18 protein-coding genes and 1 other RNA gene are annotated in these 18,378 nt (G+C 45.9%); 6 read left to right on the top strand and 13 right to left on the bottom strand.

The features are described 5' to 3' along the window. The first annotated feature begins 18 nt into the window (after positions 1–18). Positions 19–951 (top strand): alpha/beta fold hydrolase, encoded by a 933-nt coding sequence (locus FJ023_05215; protein MBM4446736.1) that lies wholly within the window; start codon positions 19–21, stop codon positions 949–951. A gap of 292 nt (positions 952–1,243) precedes the next feature. Here FJ023_05215 and FJ023_05210 read toward each other — a convergent pair whose 3' ends face one another. From FJ023_05210 to FJ023_05190, 5 genes are all read right to left on the bottom strand, one after another. Further along, positions 1,244–2,461, bottom strand: coding sequence for a hypothetical protein (locus FJ023_05210; GenBank protein ID MBM4446735.1), 1,218 nt, complete (start codon positions 2,459–2,461; stop codon positions 1,244–1,246). A 55-nt stretch (positions 2,462–2,516) separates the two neighbouring features. After that, the gene (locus FJ023_05205) at positions 2,517–3,677 is read right to left on the bottom strand and encodes a glycosyltransferase (GenBank protein MBM4446734.1); all 1,161 of its coding nucleotides are present in this window, start codon (positions 3,675–3,677) and stop codon (positions 2,517–2,519) included. Between the two features lie 97 nt (positions 3,678–3,774). After that, positions 3,775–5,166: a mechanosensitive ion channel family protein gene (locus FJ023_05200; protein ID MBM4446733.1), complete on the bottom strand. Its 1,392-nt coding sequence runs from the start codon at positions 5,164–5,166 to the stop codon at positions 3,775–3,777. A gap of 16 nt (positions 5,167–5,182) precedes the next feature. Beyond that, complete coding sequence (otsB, locus tag FJ023_05195; protein MBM4446732.1) at positions 5,183–5,971, bottom strand: trehalose-phosphatase; 789 nt, start codon at positions 5,969–5,971, stop codon at positions 5,183–5,185. Positions 5,972–5,984: 13 nt separating this feature from the next. Continuing rightward, positions 5,985–7,394 (bottom strand): trehalose-6-phosphate synthase, encoded by a 1,410-nt coding sequence (locus FJ023_05190; protein ID MBM4446731.1) that lies wholly within the window; start codon positions 7,392–7,394, stop codon positions 5,985–5,987. Between the two features lie 827 nt (positions 7,395–8,221). Here FJ023_05190 and FJ023_05185 point away from each other — a divergent pair. The 4 genes from FJ023_05185 to FJ023_05170 all read left to right on the top strand — a co-directional run bounded on the left by FJ023_05185 (position 8,222) and on the right by FJ023_05170 (position 11,916). After that, on the top strand, positions 8,222–8,629 hold the full coding sequence (locus FJ023_05185; GenBank protein MBM4446730.1) for a PaaI family thioesterase: 408 nt from the start codon (positions 8,222–8,224) through the stop codon (positions 8,627–8,629). A gap of 118 nt (positions 8,630–8,747) precedes the next feature. After that, a complete protein-coding gene (locus tag FJ023_05180) occupies positions 8,748–9,242 on the top strand; it encodes an N-acetyltransferase family protein (GenBank protein MBM4446729.1) in 495 nt (164 codons plus the stop codon). 30 nt (positions 9,243–9,272) lie between these two features. Then, on the top strand, positions 9,273–10,511 hold the full coding sequence (locus FJ023_05175; GenBank protein ID MBM4446728.1) for a CCA tRNA nucleotidyltransferase: 1,239 nt from the start codon (positions 9,273–9,275) through the stop codon (positions 10,509–10,511). Between the two features lie 271 nt (positions 10,512–10,782). Next, positions 10,783–11,916, top strand: coding sequence for a restriction endonuclease (locus FJ023_05170; protein MBM4446727.1), 1,134 nt, complete (start codon positions 10,783–10,785; stop codon positions 11,914–11,916). 266 nt (positions 11,917–12,182) lie between these two features. Here the strand turns inward: FJ023_05170 and ispE are convergent, their stop codons facing one another. The 6 genes from ispE to FJ023_05140 form a co-directional block, all read right to left on the bottom strand. Continuing rightward, a complete protein-coding gene (gene ispE / locus FJ023_05165) occupies positions 12,183–13,028 on the bottom strand; it encodes a 4-(cytidine 5'-diphospho)-2-C-methyl-D-erythritol kinase (protein ID MBM4446726.1) in 846 nt (281 codons plus the stop codon). Continuing rightward, positions 13,022–13,891, bottom strand: a complete 870-nt coding sequence (gene rsmA, locus FJ023_05160) for a ribosomal RNA small subunit methyltransferase A (protein MBM4446725.1) — start codon at positions 13,889–13,891, stop codon at positions 13,022–13,024. The genes ispE and rsmA overlap by 7 nt, the downstream gene beginning before the upstream one ends. Before the next feature lie 9 nt (positions 13,892–13,900). Beyond that, the gene (locus FJ023_05155; GenBank protein ID MBM4446724.1) at positions 13,901–14,764 is read right to left on the bottom strand and encodes an amidohydrolase; all 864 of its coding nucleotides are present in this window, start codon (positions 14,762–14,764) and stop codon (positions 13,901–13,903) included. 24 nt (positions 14,765–14,788) lie between these two features. Further along, positions 14,789–15,580 (bottom strand): 3-oxoacyl-ACP reductase FabG, encoded by a 792-nt coding sequence (locus tag FJ023_05150; GenBank protein MBM4446723.1) that lies wholly within the window; start codon positions 15,578–15,580, stop codon positions 14,789–14,791. Positions 15,581–15,610: 30 nt separating this feature from the next. Further along, positions 15,611–15,873: signal recognition particle sRNA large type (ffs, locus tag FJ023_05145), an RNA gene on the bottom strand. 40 nt (positions 15,874–15,913) lie between these two features. Further along, positions 15,914–16,645, bottom strand: coding sequence for a metallophosphoesterase family protein (locus tag FJ023_05140; protein MBM4446722.1), 732 nt, complete (start codon positions 16,643–16,645; stop codon positions 15,914–15,916). 294 nt (positions 16,646–16,939) lie between these two features. Between FJ023_05140 and FJ023_05135 the strand changes: the two genes are divergently transcribed. Further along, positions 16,940–17,380 carry a gamma-glutamylcyclotransferase gene (locus FJ023_05135; GenBank protein MBM4446721.1) on the top strand — a complete coding sequence of 147 codons (441 nt, stop codon included), beginning with the start codon at positions 16,940–16,942 and terminating at the stop codon, positions 17,378–17,380. 32 nt (positions 17,381–17,412) lie between these two features. Here the strand turns inward: FJ023_05135 and FJ023_05130 are convergent, their stop codons facing one another. Together FJ023_05130 and FJ023_05125 are read right to left on the bottom strand one after the other, a co-directional pair. Continuing rightward, positions 17,413–17,862, bottom strand: a complete 450-nt coding sequence (locus FJ023_05130; GenBank protein MBM4446720.1) for a hypothetical protein — start codon at positions 17,860–17,862, stop codon at positions 17,413–17,415. A 25-nt stretch (positions 17,863–17,887) separates the two neighbouring features. After that, on the bottom strand, positions 17,888–18,298 hold the full coding sequence (locus FJ023_05125) for a zinc ribbon domain-containing protein (protein ID MBM4446719.1): 411 nt from the start codon (positions 18,296–18,298) through the stop codon (positions 17,888–17,890). Positions 18,299–18,378 lie beyond the last annotated feature (80 nt).

Below are 18,378 nucleotides of genomic sequence, written 5' to 3'. Positions count from 1 at the left end.
TGCTGTAAAATAAACCCTATGGATGATCAAGCTGCTAAATCCAGGTGGCCTAAAAAGAGGCTTCTCTGGATTCCATTTGGTTTTACCGTGGCAGCTCTTGGGACTGTTCTCGGGATCTCGTTGTATGCTGCCTATTCAATGACCAAAGTTGTCCGGGCGCCGTTTGAGAAAAAGCCTAATAACCTTGGCCTGAAATATGTGGACATATCTTTTACCAGCAGGGATGGGCTGACATTACGTGGCTGGTGGCTTGAAGCGGGCGATAGCAGTCGTGTCGTTGTGATGATTCATGGCGCAAATGGGCACCGTGCTGACCCAGATATAAAGATGCTGGATATAGCTCGAGAAATGTTGAACGCCGGCTATAACGTTCTGATGTTTGACCTGCGTGGACATGGCGAGTCAGAAGGGAAACACGTATCTTTAGGCTATTATGAGCAAAGAGACCTGCTAGGTGCGATAGATTACGTTAAGCAACGTGGCATGAGTAAGATTTGCGTTATTGGCTTCTCTATGGGAGCAGCAACTGCTCTCATGACTGCTGCCAATTGTAAACAGATTGATGCCATTGTCGCTGATAGCTCCTTCGCATACCTTGCAGATATTGTCGAGCCTCAGTTTTCCAAGCGAAGCAGCCTGCCGAAGTTCTTTATACCTTTGGTCCTTTTCGTGGCTAAGAAAATACACGGCATTGATTTGTCTATGCCCAAGCCTGTCGACGCTGTTAGGCAATTCACTACGCCTCCAATACTAATTATCCATGGAGGGCAAGACAATACTGTTCCTGTGGAGCACGCCAGTATATTGGCACGAGCATCCTGTAATCCCAATACTAGGTTATGGATAGTACCAGAAGCGGAACACGTAGGTTCCCACCGAGCCAGACCCAAAGAATATATCACTCAGGTGCTATCTTTCTTTGATCAAGCTCTCAATGTAAATCAAGTGTAGACATATTGAAATCATGCAGCCTGTTTGTCAGGTATACGTAATGAAAGTGCTAACGAAGACTCTGCACAGCTGTCATTTTAGTATCTTTTGCTATTTAACCTTTACTTAGACTCTATCTGCCTTGCTTGGCGCTTTCTGTGTATTTTACCATCAAGCAAGCCTGAAAAATAGGCTACGCCAGAGGGGTGATCCGACAAGAAGAAGAGAAACAGACAACTTTAAGACGACAAGTTATTAAGAGGTTTTGCTGCACCTGCCAATCTGCATCTTTTAATAGCGGAAAACAGACAACTTACTCCTGTACTGCATCAGCGTTTTGCTGGCGCGATTTTCTGGCGAAAATAGGAATGCCTATAGCTGAGATGATAACACTGGTCACGATGACTGACATTATAATGTCGGGATAAACAGAGGCATTTAGAATCCCAGCAGCGACTACAATTTGAGTCAGCACAGCAGCAGATTCACCCCTGGCAAACATTGTGGTCAATATACCACTGTTGGATAACAGGATACGACTACCCACAGAAGTGAGAAGGACTACAATGTACCTTCCAAAGAGGAGTATAAGAGACAGAACGACGCCGAGCACAACAAGTCCAGGCTCCTTAAAAGTTATCATTAATCCTAAATAGATGAAGAAGAAGGTCTTTATAAGGAAGGATATTTGAGAATGGAATCTCTTCATTATTTCAGTAGCCTCGACTGTTCGCTTAATTCTAAATAGTCTAGCTACGCTTACGCCGTTTCCTAGCATAAGACCGAAGACCAAAGCAAAGATGACTCCGCTGCCATGGAAAGCCTCTACAACAAAGTAGAAAAGGAAAACAATAGCCAAAGTCGTGATGTCGCTATAAGCCTCTTTTTCAAGCAGCGTAAGCATCCAGAGCCAGAAAAATCCGACAGCAGCTCCGATTGCAACCCCTAGGCCAAACCGTATACCAATATCCTGACCAATTATTGAAACTTCGAGTTCAGCCTCCCCGCTAGACATGGCTCCTAGGATGACTAGAGCAAGGACTATTACTATAGGGCTGTTCAGAACAGATTCCAGACTTAGCAAAGATGAGACTTGAGTTGGGACTCTGGCTCGACTTATCAAGGGCACTACTATGGCAGAGCTGGTACCACCTACAACAGTCCCGAGCAATAAGCTGTCCATCAGTCCCCAGTCCAACAGGTAATAGGTAAAGGCTGCTATTGATGCTATGCTGACTCCAACGCCCAATAAGACCAGTGGTATTGCTCTGGGTGCACCTGAAAGAACCTTTTTAAATTCGAATTCTAGTCCCGCGCTGAACAGGATTACGACTAAAGCCAAGCTGGCGATTATTTCCGAAGCCGGGGCTATTTGAGATGGATCAACAATATTCAGAACAGGTCCTATTAAGTAGCCTAATGCCAGTAGTATTAGTATGTCAGGAAAATTTGTTTTCCTGAAAAGAAAATCTGCCAGGAAGCCGATAAGGAGGAGGATTCCGATGAACCCGAATACTGCTGCAGTTGTCATCTTAGTATCTCTTGGCTTTCAATTGCCTTCCATAAGAGCAATAGTCTGGGAGCGATTACAAATAGATTACGTCAGAGGTTTGGTCTAAAGACAAAAACATAAGTAAGTAGTCTTTAAGGTGGCCAGTTATCAAAAAGTTCTGCTTAACATGCTCTTTTCCATTTTGCCCCAGCCAGTTAGCATATTCTGGGTTGCTCAATAGCTGTTTGAGGGCATAGGCAGCACCCTCAACCGTGTAGCATAGCAGTCCAGTAAACTTATTCTTAACCTGCAACGGTATGCCTCCGACCGCCGAAGCCACTACCGGCTTCGCCTTCCACAATGCTTCGCTTATGGTTAGCCCAAAACCTTCTTTCAACGATTTCTGAATGATAATCGTGGCTGCCCGCTGCAAAGCGTTAATCTCAATATCGCTTTCTGGCGGCACTAGCAAGACATGAATGTCAGGATTCTCTTCCACTCTTTTCCTCACCTCCTCAAGCACCTCCTCGGACTCAGGGTCATCAGTGGCTGTTCCACCAGCCAGAACCAGTTGACAATCTATGCTTTTCCTCACCATCTCAAAAGCTTCTATCACCCCCAGCGGGTCTTTCAAACGGTCAAAACGAGAAATCTGGGTAATCATGGGCTTGTCTGAAACCAAACCATACTTTGCCAGCACAGTATCAATTGTCCCTGAGTCAAGCTCTTTGTTCTTATCGCTCAGTGGGTCTATGGATGGTGTAATTAAGAACTGACGGATGGGCAGTTGTTGAGCAAAGTTAGGTGCTGAGAAGACAGCGGCATCATAGTCCACAATAAAGCCACGCAGAAACCTCCATACCTTCCTATCAGGGCTGGAGACATCGATATGGCATCGCCATACCCATTTCTTGCCTATCTCCTTCTTCTTGGCTATCAAACCCACCGGCTGAGGGTCATGAACAAAAACAATATCTCCGTAAAAACTCATCTCCTCCAGGTTCCGCTCAGTTACTTCCGAGAACAAAGCAAAATCTCGAGGCGAAATTTTCTCATGCTTACCATGGAGGGCATTATGGAATTTCTTAGTCACCTCAAAGAATTCATCGCTACCATTTATCACATTCCATCTGACATCAACACCTAGCTGATTAAGCAGAGGTACCATATGCTCCAAAATCTCTGCCACCCCACCACCAATAAACGTAGAGTTTATAATCTGGACAACTTTGCCCGAAGATTTCTCGGTCAGCATCCTCAATTCTTCAAGGCAACTTCTGCCAACTATGGGCTCATAATCTTGCAACCGGATTCTAGATTGTAAATGAATTTCGTTCTGCAATTAATCCACCTTATTTAATACGCTTCTCAATCACTTGAATCATAGTCGACCTCAGACCTTCCAGCGTATAATTATATGGGTCTAAGTAAGCAAGTTTCTCAGCCAAATCCTTATCATCAAGACATTCCTCAATCCAAATAGCAAAGTCACTAACACCCTTCTTTAACCTTAACCTTGCCTCAAAAATGTGATAAGCAAGGGAATTTATACTGACTTGCCTGAGCACCTCAATAAACTCCCTGAGATCGTGAGCAACATACGGGGTAGGCATTATGAAGCTCACTGACTTGATAAAATGGAACTCCCTACCCTCGCGTGCAGTTCGCCCATCCGGCTTTTTCGATAGATAATCCCTAATGACGCCCTCAATTCTTGCCCTTAAGGCGCTGATGGTTGGGAAATCAAACGTATCAATGCTGGCTAACTTCTCTCCTATGACTTCGTCGCCAAGCTCGTCGCTAACCCACAGGGCAAAATCATTGGCTGGTTCAGGAGTTAGATAATGATACTCTTCAAGAAAATGATGAGTATGGTAATAAATCACAGAGTCAGGAACTTCTTTCAACATATTAACCAGCTCCACCAAATTGCTGGCTTTTAATCCGGTCAGCTCCTTCAAATAGAGACGCGTGTAAAAACGAAAAGGCCTAGTAGCTTTCTTGAGTGGACGCCCGTAATTAATAACAGTGCTCTGGACCAATCGACTGTTGGGAACCAGGATGAGGTTGCCATCCAGTGCTCTGACCTGGGTATTTCTCCAGGTCACGTCGGTGACATAACCGCTCTCCCCAGACTCCAATTTTATAAAGTCGCCGACCTTGATTTGCTCACCTTGGGCTAGTTGAAAACCTGAGAAAAAATTGGCCAGCACGTCTCTAAAAGCTAAAGCCGCTATCAGAATAGCAGCAGCCAGAAGCAAGATGATTGGTGTAGTCGGTGCTCCCCAAACATCGAGCAATATCAAGGCTCCGACCACAGCAATAGCAATTCTAACGGCATTTACTATCAAAGTCTCCGAGGGCTGCAGGCGTGGAACCTTACCAATGTAAAGCTTCAATATTTGTGTGCTTAAACTGACAACCACCCAAGTCAATGAAAAGACGAAAAGACTGGCCAATATCTTATCAGCGAATATCTTTGCGGAAGAGTTTAATTTTGAGACCTGGATGGCTATGAAAGCACCTAAAATCAGGAACCAGTAGATAAACGGGGTCCGTGTCGTATGAATGATTAACTGGCCTCCTTCCCACTTCCCTACCATCCAACGGTTGAAGGCCCTATAAACAATCCTCCTGACCCACAAACCGACCACATAGGTAGCCAAGAAAATAACCAGAGGAACGGCAATGTAAAGCCAGTTTCTTGTTAGCCAAAGCCAACTTGTGGTTAGCCAATCAACCATTGAGCATCTCCACACATTATAACATCTTTAAGAATTCCGTCACTTCTTCAGGCGACTTCAAGAAGTAACGCGCCGCTGATTGCAAGTTACCCTCACCAACAAAAATTGAAATGCCATCATTTCTCTCAACCGCCCTAAAACCATCTTCGTCAGTCAAGTCATCACCCAAATATATCGGTAATGCTGCTCCTCTTCCCCTGGCCGCTCTGCATTTAGCCATAAGCCAGCATATCGCTTTACCCTTGTTCCAATCTACAGGCGGCCTTATTTCGTAAACCTTCTTACCTTGAGTAATCCTTATCTTGCCGGTCACATGCAGCGGGTCAGTGACCTTTCTAAATGTGTCTTTCACTCTTGCCTCCTCAGAATCATCAACCAATCGATAGTGAACACTGACAGTCAATCCTTTATCCTCAACAAACACTCCTTTAATATTCCTCAACGTGGCTGATAGCGCCTGATTTAACATCTTAAGGAAAGGCCTCATTTCCTCAGCAATAGGCTCTAAAAAGCTTGAACCAAAACCTTCTATCTCCAACCCATGGTTTCCAGCATATATAATACCCTCTAAGCCTATCTTGTTTTTTAGGTCAGGCAAAGCCCTACCGCTAACGATGCCAACTGCATAGCGTCGGTTCTTAGCCAATATTCGGAGTAGCTTTCTCGTCTCCTGAGGAAGAATAGCTAACTCCGGCTTATCTACAATGGGAGTTAAGGTGCCATCATAATCCGAGAGAAGCAGGACATGGTCAGCCGATTTGAGACGCTGGGCAACCTCATCCCATACATCGAAAAGATACTGCATGAAATAAACACCCCTAAAGCCCCAGATTAGCTAACTCAGAAATGATGCTTCCAGCCCAACGATAAATATTGTTTTCCTCCACCACCTGGCGCAGCTTCCGCATCCTTGCCTTCCTTTGCTCCTTAGGCATTTCGATGGCTTTTTTTATAGCCTCAGCAAAGTCATCAATAGCGTAAGGATTTACAAGAAGCGCCTCGGTCAGCTCCCTGGCAGCGCCGGTGAATCGGCTGAGTATCAGCACACCATCTTCATCTGTTCTGGAAGAAACAAACTCCTTAGCCACCAAGTTCATACCATCGTGGAGCGAGCTGACAATGCAGAAATGTGCCAACCTATTGAAATTCAGCAAAGTTGCCGGCGACGAATGTTCCCTAACGTATATTATTGGTTTCCAATTAGCAGATTGATATTTCCAGTTTATCTCCTCGACAAGGTCATCAACCTCAGCATTCAGCTCTTTATATTTCTTAATGTGAATTCGGCTTGGCTCTCCTAATTGAAAGAAAACTATTCGTCCTTGATACTCTGGATACTTAGCTAGGAACTTATCCAAAGCCCTGAATCTGTGCGGTATTCCTTTCGTGTAATCCAACCTGTCAATCCCAATCCCGATAAACTCATCTCCCAACTGCCACCTACGGCGAATTTCTTCCATTCTTTCAGTGGTTTCCGCCCTGGCAGCATCACGTGCTATTCGGTGAAAGTCAACACTAATAGGAAAAGGACGCACTAATGTCATGCTGCCGCCACGACTAACCGCCGACCTCTCATGGTCAACTCTCGACTCCAGCATCAGCTTCACAGTCTCCAGGAAGTTATCACAATGATATTTTATGTGGAAACCCAAGAGGTCATTGCCCAGTAAACCATCCAATATTTCTTCTCCCCAGGGGCAAATTCGAAAGGCCTCAGGGTTAGGCCATGGTATGTGCCAAAACTGTGCCGTAATTACCTGAGGATTTTTGGCTTTTATCAATCTAGACAAGAGCGCCAGATGATAGTCCTGAATAAAAACGAACGCTTGCCTGTCGCCGATTTCCTCAAGTACAGCGTCAGCAAAAATCTGATTCACACTTTTGTAAGTGTTCCAATGAGCTTCATCAAAGTTAGGTGGCGTATAGGCAATATGACATAGCGGCCACAAGGCTTCGTTTGAAAACCCCAAATAGTAACCTTCTTCTTCTTCCTTGGTTAACCACACCCGTCTCAAGGTATAGCAAGGCTCATCTGGGGGAACTGATACGCGGTTTTTATCATCAACAACCTCTCTATCGGCACTACCGCTTCCATGGGCAATCCAGACACCACCACAGGCACACATTACCGGGTCTAAAGCCACCGTGAGACCACTGGCTGGAACAATACACTGAATCTCATCACCAGATAAAATATGAATATAAGGCTCTCTGTTGGACACGACTATGAACAATCGGTCAGTTAGTTTGGTTTTAACCAACTGCTGCAAATCTGCTTTTGTCCAGCTCAATTTGCACCTCCTTGCGTCATCGCTACATGCCCATTATATCTGCATCCTAACTGGCAACAAAACAACAACCATCAGTGCTAACACAACAGATGATGCAGGAACCACAAACACTTGAGAACTGCCACGCCGCTTGTTGATGGCAGCCGGCATGACTTCAAAATAAGGACGAGACAAGAACATCCAGAGGAATAAAGTTAACTTGCTATCGACATGGCGTAAAGCTTCGGTTTCTCACACATCCCAACTTTTGCCGAGCTAAAATGCTCCGCCATTCCAGACGATAACGAAGGGAGAACCAATACCTATAGGATTTCGTGCCTATTTTTTCTTGGTGGCTTTCTTTGGCTTGTCAGCCTTCTTGGCATGAGCGGCACATGTCTTGCACATAGCCTCAGACTCCTTCCTCATTCAGCGAGAGCTTTCTGCTTTTATTTATATCACCTTCTAAAACGCATAGTCAAATCCGAGAGTGTTTGGCGTCATTTCGAGGGTAGTAATTATCCAACCAATGTAGTGCAACGCTTCAGAGTCGCTTTCACCGTAGCGAGGCTTTAGCCCCGTTCTTCCCCCCTGTCATTGCGAGCGAAGCGTGGCAATCTCTGGATTCCTTCACTGCGTTCAGGACAAGGCTTCGGTGGCTTACGTACCGCAAAATGACATTGCCAGTAAACAACCCAGCAGAGAAGCCTTGACCACCATTACGCCAAGCAGTAGAATTCCACAAGCTGCGACAAGCATAAGGCTGGACATATGGAGGTATTCCTATGCCAAAGCAATTTCCTCTGAACGCAGAAGGATTTCACCCCTTCGCTGAGCTGATAGGTCTGAATTTCACAGCATCCGAGAAAGGATACAGTGAGTGCGTCTTAGAGATAAATGAAAAGCTGCTTAACCCGCACAAAGTCGTGCATGGAGGCGTCGTCTATTCCATGGCAGATACCGGTATGGGCGCAGCTCTTTATCCCCATTTAGATAAAGATGAAATTTGTGCCACTGTGGAAATCAAAGTGGTCTACTTCGCAGCACTGGCATCTGGCCTGCTTGCCTGCAAAACAAAGGTTATTCACAAGGGCAAGAGGATTGCCGTACTGGAATCAGAAATAGAAGGCAACGGACGCCTCATCGCCAAGGCAATAGGCACATATTCCATATTCAAAGCCAAAGGTGACTAATTACATTGAAAAAGACAGTCTTGACCACTCCTACGCCAAGCAGTAGAATTCCAAAAATATAATAGACGAACAGGACAAGGTGTGATAAATCACACCCTGGTACGGAGTCAACGGACACATGAACATGTTAACCATTAGGCAAGCAAAATTGGCAGATTTAGGGCAAATTACCGAAATTTACAACGACGCTATTGAAAAAACGACCGCTACATTTGACACTGAGCCGAAGACTCTTGAGGAACAAGAAAGCTGGTTTGTAAACCATGATGCCAGTCATCCTATATTAATTGCCGGGCAGGATGGCCTCATTGTAGGATGGACATCTTTAAGCCAATGGTCTGACAGATGCGCCTATTGCGATACTGCCGAAATATCGCTCTACGTCAAGGAAGAATACCGGGGAAAGGGAATTGGGAAGGAGCTTATGAAAGCGATTATCCAGAAAGGTAAAACGGCAGGCTTACACACAGTAATTGCCAGAATAGCGGACGGTAATGACGTAAGTATTGAACTCTGCGAGTCTTTCGGGTTCCAGCACATAGGAACTATGAGAGAGGTGGGTAAAAAGTTTGGCAATTTGTTAGATGTACATCTAATGCAGTTAATCTATTGAGCTTGAATACTACCACGTAATTACTAAACTATGCCTGAAAATCTTTCGTCGCAACTTGAAAAATATCTACCGCCTGCAGTTCTAGCTCTGGTAAAAATTGCAGGGCAAGAGGCCAGTGCGCTGGGGCAGGAGCTATATATTGTCGGCGGAGTGGTGCGTGACTTGTTTTTGGAACGTGCTAACTTCGACTTCGATTTGGTCGTCGAAGGTGATGCTATCGAACTGGCGCGGAAGCTAGCAAAAGATAGCCGGGCAAAGTTAACAGTCCATCCTCGCTTCGGCACTGCCAAACTCGATTATCCCGGCTTTAGCCTTGACTTAGCTACCGCCCGCAGTGAAACTTACAGCAAACCGGGAGCTTTACCCATCGTCAAGCCGGGCAGCCTCAAGGATGACCTCATCCGCAGGGACTTCTCTATCAACGCCATGGCATTGCACCTTAACCCACAACGCTTCGGCGAGCTGATTGACCTATACCACAGCAAAGACGACCTCGAGCATCGCCTCATCCGTATACTGCACTCAAAAAGCTTCGTCGACGACGCTACCAGAATATTAAGGGCGATACGCTACGAGCAGAGATTAAGCTTCAAACTGGAGGCGGAAACCGAAAAATTGCTCCGTCGTGATGTGGCTATGCTCGATACCATAAGCGGTGACCGCATAAGGCACGAGCTGGAGTTAATTCTTAAAGAAGATGAACCGGAGCCAGCCTTTAGACGCGCTGAAGAGCTAGGAGTTCTCCGTCAATTGCACCCATCGCTCAAAGGCGACGGTTGGCTTAGCAAAATGTTCACCAAAGCTCGCCAGGTTGATATACGGGGCTCATTCTCAGCTCTTTACCTGTGCCTGCTCATCTATAATCTGGCAGAAAAGGGAAACGAGGAGTTCATCTCACATCTCAACTTCCCGAAAACCTCCTCTCAAGCCATGCGACACACATTACAAGTCAAGGCCAAATTGCACAACTTAGCCAACCCCCAGCTAAAACCCAGCGATATTTACCAGTCGCTTCACGGTTATTCAGCACAAGCCATTAAAGCCAATGCTTTGGCATCGGAATCATCGATAGCGAGCCAACACCTGCACTTGTATTTAACCAAATTGCGCTATATAAAGCCTCTGTTGAATGGGGAAGACTTAAAAAAAATGGGCATTCCCGCCGGCCCTAAAATAGGAGAGATTTTAGGCAAAATACTAAAAGCCAGACTTGATGGCGAAGTTCGAACCAGAAAAGACGAGGAAAGACTCGTCAATCAATTACGTTGAATATGGCGATTATACTAAACTGACTATTGTGTAATGCACCCACCGAACAAAAACTCAGAATGTGACACTTGCCTCAAATGGGGGAGTTTATAGCTAAGTTCACGCAGACATCCCATTGCATGTCATTTCATGCTTACTATGAGCGAATAGGGAAATGTAATTTGCCCTGTCCTTAATGACGCTACCCTTGTTTATATTTGTATTTTCACAGTTTCAGTGTATAATGCGACATCAGAGCATTCGCTAATGACTTGTGTGATTATAAGAAGATATGAGGGGCAAGCGTCGTAGAAAACAACCTCAGCCATTGATCTTTGGTGTATTTGCAGCAATATGCATTGGTGTTATTTGGTTTTTTTCGAAGGCAAACTCCTCTTGGTTTAGTCAGTATCTAACGATAATATTAACCAGCATCAGCATCATTATTTTACTCTTTTCTATATTAAGACTGATATTTAACAAAAGGCAGGGTTTGTTTGGCCGCATCATATGCATAGCATTAATTGTATTATCGTGTGGGTATTTATTGTGGGTATATTTGCTACCTCTGTTAATTCAGTGGTTTAGACAGAATATTACAGTTACGGTAGTTGTTTTATCTATACTTGTTATTGCTTTACTTCTGTTGGCATGGAAAAAAGGATGGCTCTTACAACTAACTATCCCAAAAAATAACCCGCCAAGCAAGGAACAGTTAATTAATATGGGTGGATACGGATTTGAGAACTATATAGGGGGATTGCTTAAAAGAGACGGTTGGGCAGTAGTTCAAGCTAAAGGAGGACCCGGTGACAGGGGGCTAGACTTGGTAGTAACTAAAATAGACCGGGATTATGGCAGGCAGGAATTATATATCCAATGTAAAAACTGGGATTATCGAGCACCACCAGATGTGATCCGCAATTTAAATGGGGCTCTTCCTGATAATAAAGCGGGCGTTAAAGGCATTGTAATTTGCCCTAGCGGTTTTACAAGTCAAGCTGAAGATGAAGCACGACAGTATAAGATTCTTACTTGGGAGTATGAAGATATTTGTAACCTATGGAAGAAGGCAACGAAACAACCTTCGACACCCACACCTCCTGTTACGGCGCCACCTACTACTACACCACCATCGCCAAGTAGTTGGCAAGAAATAAAATATGAAGATTTATCTCGATGGGTAATAGATCAATTCAGTAACAGAACAGTTAAAGGCAAGGAATTCGCTTATAGGATTAACAGAAGCACTGGAAAGTTTGAAAGGAAGCTCAGGCGGCGCAAGTATGATCCATGGCATGAAGTCAAATATGATGATTTATCGCAATGGGCTATGGATCAGTTTGCTAACATAAGGGTTAGAGGAAAGGTATGGGTTTATAGAATTAATCAAGGCACAGGAAGGTTTCAAAAAAAGCTCAAGTAGTGAGTAATTATAGATTTTATTTTGTAACTAAACGGGGATGATTAATTTTGGGCAAGGACGGTCTGGTATAAATATGTTACAGTGTCGAATATAATCGTACGCCCAATTTAACATACATCCCGATGTTCGTGTATTAGTAATAGTCTAGCGCTTTGTTGGAGCACACGATTGTCCATATTGTTTGCCACTGCACATTTGCCTGAATTGTTACCTTTTCGAAAATACTAACCAAACATAATGCTTTTGTCGAAATTAATTTACAATCTTTAGATAGTAGATACAGCATAGCCTTCGAGCTTCTGCCGCCGTAGCCGTCGCTGCATCTCCTTGGCTTGGGCTTCACTATCTACAGGCGCAAACAAAGCCGGTCCCGAGCCGGCTAAATGAATATCTTTAGCACCAACTGTCTCAAAACGTTTCCAATAATCTTTCAACCCAAGAAAAGCATCAAAGGCTACCTTGTCAAAAACGTTAAACAACAAGGACGGAGCGATTTGCCTATCTTGAGACCACATTCTGAATGCTCTGTAAACAAATTGGCCTCCGGTGAAGTGCCTCGCATCCAAACGTGAATAAAGCTGCTGCGTCTTGCGAGATATTTTGGGCAATGGTGGTATCAACAAAACAAACCAGCTCGGCACCGGAGCTGCCAAAGGAGTCACTTTTTCGCCCCTGCCCTCTATTAAAGCAGCGCCTCCATGAATAAAAAAGGGTGCGTCTGACCCAAGCCTGGCTGCCAGCTCAACTAAAGCCGAAGTTGTCAGTTTCAGTCCCCAAAGCTTATTGAGAGCCAACAAAGTGGCAGCCCCATCGCTGCTGCCACCACCCAAACCAGCACCCCAGGGGATTCGCTTCTCAAGTCTGATCCTGACCCCCTTGTCACAGCCACTGACTTTCTTAAGCAACTCAACAGCTTGAACAACCAGATTATCTGAAGCTTGCAGGCTCCGCTCGGTGCATTCAAACGCAACCTTGTCAGCCGGCTCAAAATACAGAACATCACACAAATTAATTGTCTGAACCAGGCTATGAATCTCGTGGTAGCCATCATCACGCTTGCCCAGAACTTCAAGGACAAGATTAATTTTAGCCGGTGCCAGGTAGTTCAGCATTGCATCCTGACCTTTTTTGAAACCGCCCAAACTTCATATAACTTAGCCCACTCTTCCAGTCCGAGCGTCTCAGCCCGGCGTTTAGGGTCGATGCTCGCCTTCTCCAACAATAAGGCAACTTCAGCCGGTTTTATCCCTAAGCCGTGAGCTAGCGAATTATGCAATTGCTTTCGAGGTGAGCTAAATCCACATTTTACTACCTCGAAAAAGCCGCCCATATCAGACACTTTAACCGCAGGCTCTGACAATACATCAAATCGCAGGATAACCGAATCAACTTTCGGCTGAGGATAAAAGCATCTGGATGGCACGTGCGAGATAATCATCGGCTTGCTATATACCTGAAGACTAACTGCCAGCAGAGACATCTTTCCCGGACCAGCAACAATGGCTTCACCAACTTCCTTCTGCACCATCATCACCATCAACGATGGCTTCGGCGAAGCCTCTGCAAAATAACGTAATACGGGAGAGGTAATATAATATGGCAGATTAGCTACCACTTTATATGTGCTTTTCTTTTCCAATAGCTGTGATGGACTAACCTTGAGTATATCAGCGTTAATCACATTTAAATTCGCCAGCGAAACTAACCGACGCTTCAACAGCGACGCCAGCTTCGTATCGAGTTCCACAGCAATGACATCGCCAGCATGCCGGGCTAGCTCGACAGTCAATATGCCTAGACCAGGGCCAATTTCAATTACAGTGTCATCTGGGGAAAGCTCAGCAGCTTCAACAATTATCTGCAAAATTGATGTATCTACAAGGAAATGTTGCCCCAGGCTTTTCTTCGCCTTCAGACCAGACTGGCGAAGCAGTCCTTTGACCTGAGCTGAGGATAATGCTTTTTTATCAGGCACTTGGCGCCTTCAAACCTTAAGCTTTAGTATCCTCTGGGCATTCTTGTACAGGACTTTCTCAATCACTTCGGGCTTAAAGCCAAAACTCTCGAATTCATCAAGCCATCGCTTTGGCGGAATCTCAGGATAGTCAGAGCCGAACATAAACTTATCTTGGAGCCGTCCGTTGACCTCCCTTCTAATCACCTCTGGGAAATATTTCGGTGCCCAACCCGAAAGGTCAGCATATACGTTACCTTTGTGCAGCAAAACGGCAATTTGTTCTTCGTGCCAGGGCCAGGCAGGATGAATCATTACTATGGTCAAATCGGGAAAATCAGCTGCCACGTCATCAATATAGGGTATGGGTCTAGTATAGCTTAAACGTATGCCATAACCCCCTGGCATACCAGCCCCGGCGCCGGTAGTCCCGGTATGGAAAGAAACTGGTATTTTCAGTTCCACACACTTCTCATAAAGAGGATAAAATCGCCGGTCATTAGGGTAAAAAGCCTGGAGAGCTGGCTGGAACTTCAGCCCCATCAACCCCAGTTCCTTAACGCAGCGCTCCAGTTCTTTTATAGCTGCCTTCCCCTTCCAGGGGTCAATCATTGCCCAGCCGCCGATAAACACATCGGGAAATTTCTTAATCAGCCTCGCCACCTCGTCATTGCTATTGTTAGTATCAGTACCACTTGTGGTCTGCGTATCCCAACCTATCAAGATAGCCTTTATATCCAGCTCCTTGAAATCCTGTGCCATCTCTTCATCTGTCTTAACTTTGTACTCAGCTCCGTAATACTTGGAGATATACTCAACCAACTCCGTCCCCCAGATACGCTTGCGGTCAAAAGCCGACGTGCTCGGGTGGACATGAACATCAATAGCTTTCATTTTAAAGCCTCCTTTTACACCATTTTACATCATTGTATAGCCACCGCTAACGCTAATGGTCTGTCCGGTTATGAAGCTAGCCGCATCCGAAGCCAAAAAAACGACGAGGTTGGCGACGTCCTGGGGCTTACCCAGCCGGCGCAAGGGGTATGCCTTTGCTGCCCTCTCCTGAACTTCTGGGGTCAAGAATTGAGCCATCGGACTTTTCCACATGCTAAGCTCACCAGCATGCTCAGGACTTTCAGGCAACGTCATTCCAGGACAAACAACATTAACATTTATACCATAGCGCCCTAATTCACGAGCCAAAGCTTTGGACATAGCGATAACACCGCCTTTGCACCCAGCATAGACTGCCTCTCTATACTCGCCCATCCTGCCAGCATCAGAGCTGATGCTGATAATTTTGCCATATTTTTGTTCAATCATGTGGTCCAATACTGCCCTGGTACAGTTGATAACCCCCCAGAAATTGATGCTTACCTCTTTCTCCCATTCCGCCCTCGGCTTCTCGATAAACAGCCGGTCCATACCCCAGCCAGCGTTGTTGACCAGTATATCTATTTTCCCGAACTGCTCCAGTGTTTTTTTAACCGTAGCTGTTACGGAATCGACATTGGTGACATCAGTTTTGATAACTACAGGCTTACCACCTAGAGCATTAGCTTCTTTAGCTACCTTTTGCCCTTGCACCTCGTCTATATCAGCAATTACTATATTCGGCCATTCCTTAGCAAAGGCTAAGACTATACCCCGACCGATATTCGAGCCGCCACCAGTAACAATCACCGTCTTGCCGGCCAAATGCAAATCCATCTTTGAATCCTCCTGATTTTTTAATATGGGTCGTGCACCGACTGTCGATTTTGCCTTCTAGCTTGCCACAGTTAGCCAGCTCCGACCAGGTAGCCTTGCGGCACCCGGAGAATACTATTTACCGCTGCTTCCTTCCGGACCTGACGGGATTCATAGTTCTCCGCCGCGCAAGACCCAGCCCTCAACGCCACTTTACCACAGCAGTCCTAAAAGACAGGAACCTCGAGCCGGGATTCAACCCCGCTATAGCGGATCTCGGGTACAGGGCACCGCTAGTTCCCCGTCTAGCACGACCCAACCAAATACTACTATGGAACTTTGAACTTTTCAAGATTACCAGCCCATGCTTAAGCGCAAAATGAGCGGCATGGGCAATCCCCTCTCCTCCATCTTTTTTTGTGTAGCTTGAATATCATATTCAACCCGGTAATGATGGACGGTCTGAGCTTCAATATCATAAAGTGCATAGCTCGCCCGAGGGTCACCATCTCGAGGCTGTCCCACACCACCGGGATTGATAATCATACGGTTTTTCCCCAACTCCAAGTCAGTTCCTTCTGGAAACATCCTGTAGACTGTCTTATTACCAGCAAGCTCGAAAATGAGCGGAACATGGGAATGGCAAACGAGGCAGTAAGCCGTCTCAAAACAGGCAAAGTTATCTTGCGCTGCCTCAATCGACAGCAGGTATTCCCAAATAGGCTCGCGTGGGCTGCCATGAACCAGCGTAAAATCACTTTCACGAAGGGTGAGAGGCAGGTTTTGTAAATAATCTTTGTCTTCCGCAGTTAGCTGCTGAGCTGTCCAGTGACAGGCTCGAGCCGCCACAGGATTGAAGTCAGCGGTATCCATCTTGCCTATGGCTGCCCAATCATGATTGCCAGCAACACATACATGCTCAAATTGACGCAGACGCTCAAGGCACTCATGAGGGTCAGGGCCGTAGCCCACCACATCACCAAGACACCACATCTTATCAAAACCCCCTCTGTCATCAGCATCGCGAAGCACTGCCTCAAAAGCCGTTAAATTGCTGTGTATATCACCGAGAATTGCATACCGCATACCGCCTAACTATACCATCCAGAAGCCGGTTTGTTAAGTTTTTGTATCGTCCAGCACATTAGTGACGCCACCTGTGTCCATCATTTTGAAAAGCAATCTATTTGTCATCGCGAGGGGCGTAGCCCCGTGGCGATCTCAGCCGAGGCAGATGTAATTGCCATGCAGAGATTGCCACGCCTTGCTCGCAATGACAGAAAAAAGAAGCCGCAATGACAACAGAGTGTCACCCGTCTATCTAAGCGAACTCAGTTTTAGGTCTAAGGATATGGACAAATGAATAAAAAAGGGTAAAATATGCTAAAGACAAGTCAACCGCAGCATATCAGGAGAGATGAGATATATTACTTCGCTTACGCCTCCAATCTGAATCGGAAGCAGATGGCAGAGCGGGCTCCGGACAGCAAGCCCAAGTTCATCGCTACCTTGCCTAATTTCAAACTCACCTTCACCGCCCGGTCAGGGCGACAAGGCGGAGTTGCCAGCATAACTCCACATAGAGGCGAGAAGGTTTTGGGAGCTGTCTATGAAATATCTGAGAGGGATTTGAAGCGGTTGGATGAATATGAGGGTTATCCTACAATCTACGACCGACGCAAGGTAACTGTTTGGACGGAGACCAACGAACCGATAGAGGTCATTACTTATATCAAGATAGACCAATCACGCGAACTAAAGCCTGCTCCGGAATACCTAGCTGTTATTCAACAAGGCTACAGGGACTGGCAGATAGTCTAAGCGCGAGGGGTTACATACAATCCTTTCCCTATTCACTCTTGTGACCTTGTACGCTGTTCTATATCAATAGTCACGTCGCAAAGTTCAGCAAAAGCTAATAAGAATAAACCACCCAATACAGACACCACAACACCTCCTACTCCTATGATTACCACCCCAATCCAGGTAGATCCGGCGACTTCAGGCACAAGGTTCTCTAAGAATGTGACGCCTTGCGCTGTCATTACCGCCGCTGCAATTGATAAAACGCTGCCGCCTACGCATATTACCCAGCCGATAATTGTATAAATAATGGCAACAGCTCTCAGGACTCCGTATTTTGGGGATGGTGCCTTTCTTGCTGCTGGCCTAACATCTGGCATCGGCTGAGCCTCCGAAACTTGTTGTTGGCTGATAGCCGGCAATTTAGTTCCGCAGGTGGTACAAAACGGATGCCCTGTGCTTTGCGCACCACAATTCGGGCAGGCGACCATTTGCTGCATAGATTATCAAAGCCTATCTATCACTTCAGGCTCCAAAAGGAAGCTTATAGTTGAAAGCAAGAACCATGACAATAGCGATAATCAAGTAGATTATGCCACCAATTAATAGTCCCAGTACTAACATTCGCCACCATAGACCCCAGGCCAGCCCCCAAGTAGGCTTGACCTCGACCCCCTGGCGATAGGCAGCAGAGCTCGCAACTTTGGTAGGCGCCCCCTGAGTCGGGGCAGTTGGCACCTGCTGAACCGTAGCAGCCAAGCTCGCTCCGCAACTTCCACAGAACTGCTGCCCGGCGAGATTCTGAAAACCGCATTTTGGACACTTAATTTTTTGCTGCTGTACCTCAGTAACCAGCTTTGCTCCACATTTCCCACAGAATTGCTGCCCTGCAGGGTTTTCCATACCACAGTTAGAGCATCTGACCATCTGCTCCATATCACTCACCTCCTTACCTGTTTAGTCGAATTATATAACTTGCATTTGCCACATACAAGGCTTTTTGAAGCCTCATATAG

The organism is Chloroflexota bacterium (assembly GCA_016875875.1).
Lineage (GTDB): Bacteria > Chloroflexota > Dehalococcoidia > GIF9 > UBA5629 > 9FT-COMBO-48-23.
This window is presented reverse-complemented; position numbering and strand designations above follow the sequence as displayed.

Bases quoted from the DNA above. Each gene is read 5' to 3' on its own strand.
- FJ023_05180 (MBM4446729.1), top strand. From the start codon at position 8,748: ATGAACATGTTAACCATTAGGCAAGCAAAATTGGCAGATTTAGGGCAA.
- FJ023_05130 (MBM4446720.1), bottom strand. From the start codon at position 17,862: ATGCAGCAAATGGTCGCCTGCCCGAATTGTGGTGCGCAAAGCACAGGG.
- otsB (MBM4446732.1), bottom strand. From the start codon at position 5,971: ATGCAGTATCTTTTCGATGTATGGGATGAGGTTGCCCAGCGTCTCAAA.
- FJ023_05200 (MBM4446733.1), bottom strand. From the start codon at position 5,166: ATGGTTGATTGGCTAACCACAAGTTGGCTTTGGCTAACAAGAAACTGG.
- FJ023_05215 (MBM4446736.1), top strand. From the start codon at position 19: ATGGATGATCAAGCTGCTAAATCCAGGTGGCCTAAAAAGAGGCTTCTC.
- FJ023_05205 (MBM4446734.1), bottom strand. From the start codon at position 3,677: ATGCTGACCGAGAAATCTTCGGGCAAAGTTGTCCAGATTATAAACTCT.
- FJ023_05175 (MBM4446728.1), top strand. From the start codon at position 9,273: ATGCCTGAAAATCTTTCGTCGCAACTTGAAAAATATCTACCGCCTGCA.
- FJ023_05185 (MBM4446730.1), top strand. From the start codon at position 8,222: ATGCCAAAGCAATTTCCTCTGAACGCAGAAGGATTTCACCCCTTCGCT.
- FJ023_05140 (MBM4446722.1), bottom strand. From the start codon at position 16,645: ATGCGGTATGCAATTCTCGGTGATATACACAGCAATTTAACGGCTTTT.
- FJ023_05155 (MBM4446724.1), bottom strand. From the start codon at position 14,764: ATGAAAGCTATTGATGTTCATGTCCACCCGAGCACGTCGGCTTTTGAC.
- FJ023_05150 (MBM4446723.1), bottom strand. From the start codon at position 15,580: ATGGATTTGCATTTGGCCGGCAAGACGGTGATTGTTACTGGTGGCGGC.
- ispE (MBM4446726.1), bottom strand. From the start codon at position 13,028: ATGCTGAACTACCTGGCACCGGCTAAAATTAATCTTGTCCTTGAAGTT.
- FJ023_05135 (MBM4446721.1), top strand. From the start codon at position 16,940: ATGCTAAAGACAAGTCAACCGCAGCATATCAGGAGAGATGAGATATAT.
- FJ023_05170 (MBM4446727.1), top strand. From the start codon at position 10,783: ATGAGGGGCAAGCGTCGTAGAAAACAACCTCAGCCATTGATCTTTGGT.
- FJ023_05125 (MBM4446719.1), bottom strand. From the start codon at position 18,298: ATGGAGCAGATGGTCAGATGCTCTAACTGTGGTATGGAAAACCCTGCA.
- FJ023_05210 (MBM4446735.1), bottom strand. From the start codon at position 2,461: ATGACAACTGCAGCAGTATTCGGGTTCATCGGAATCCTCCTCCTTATC.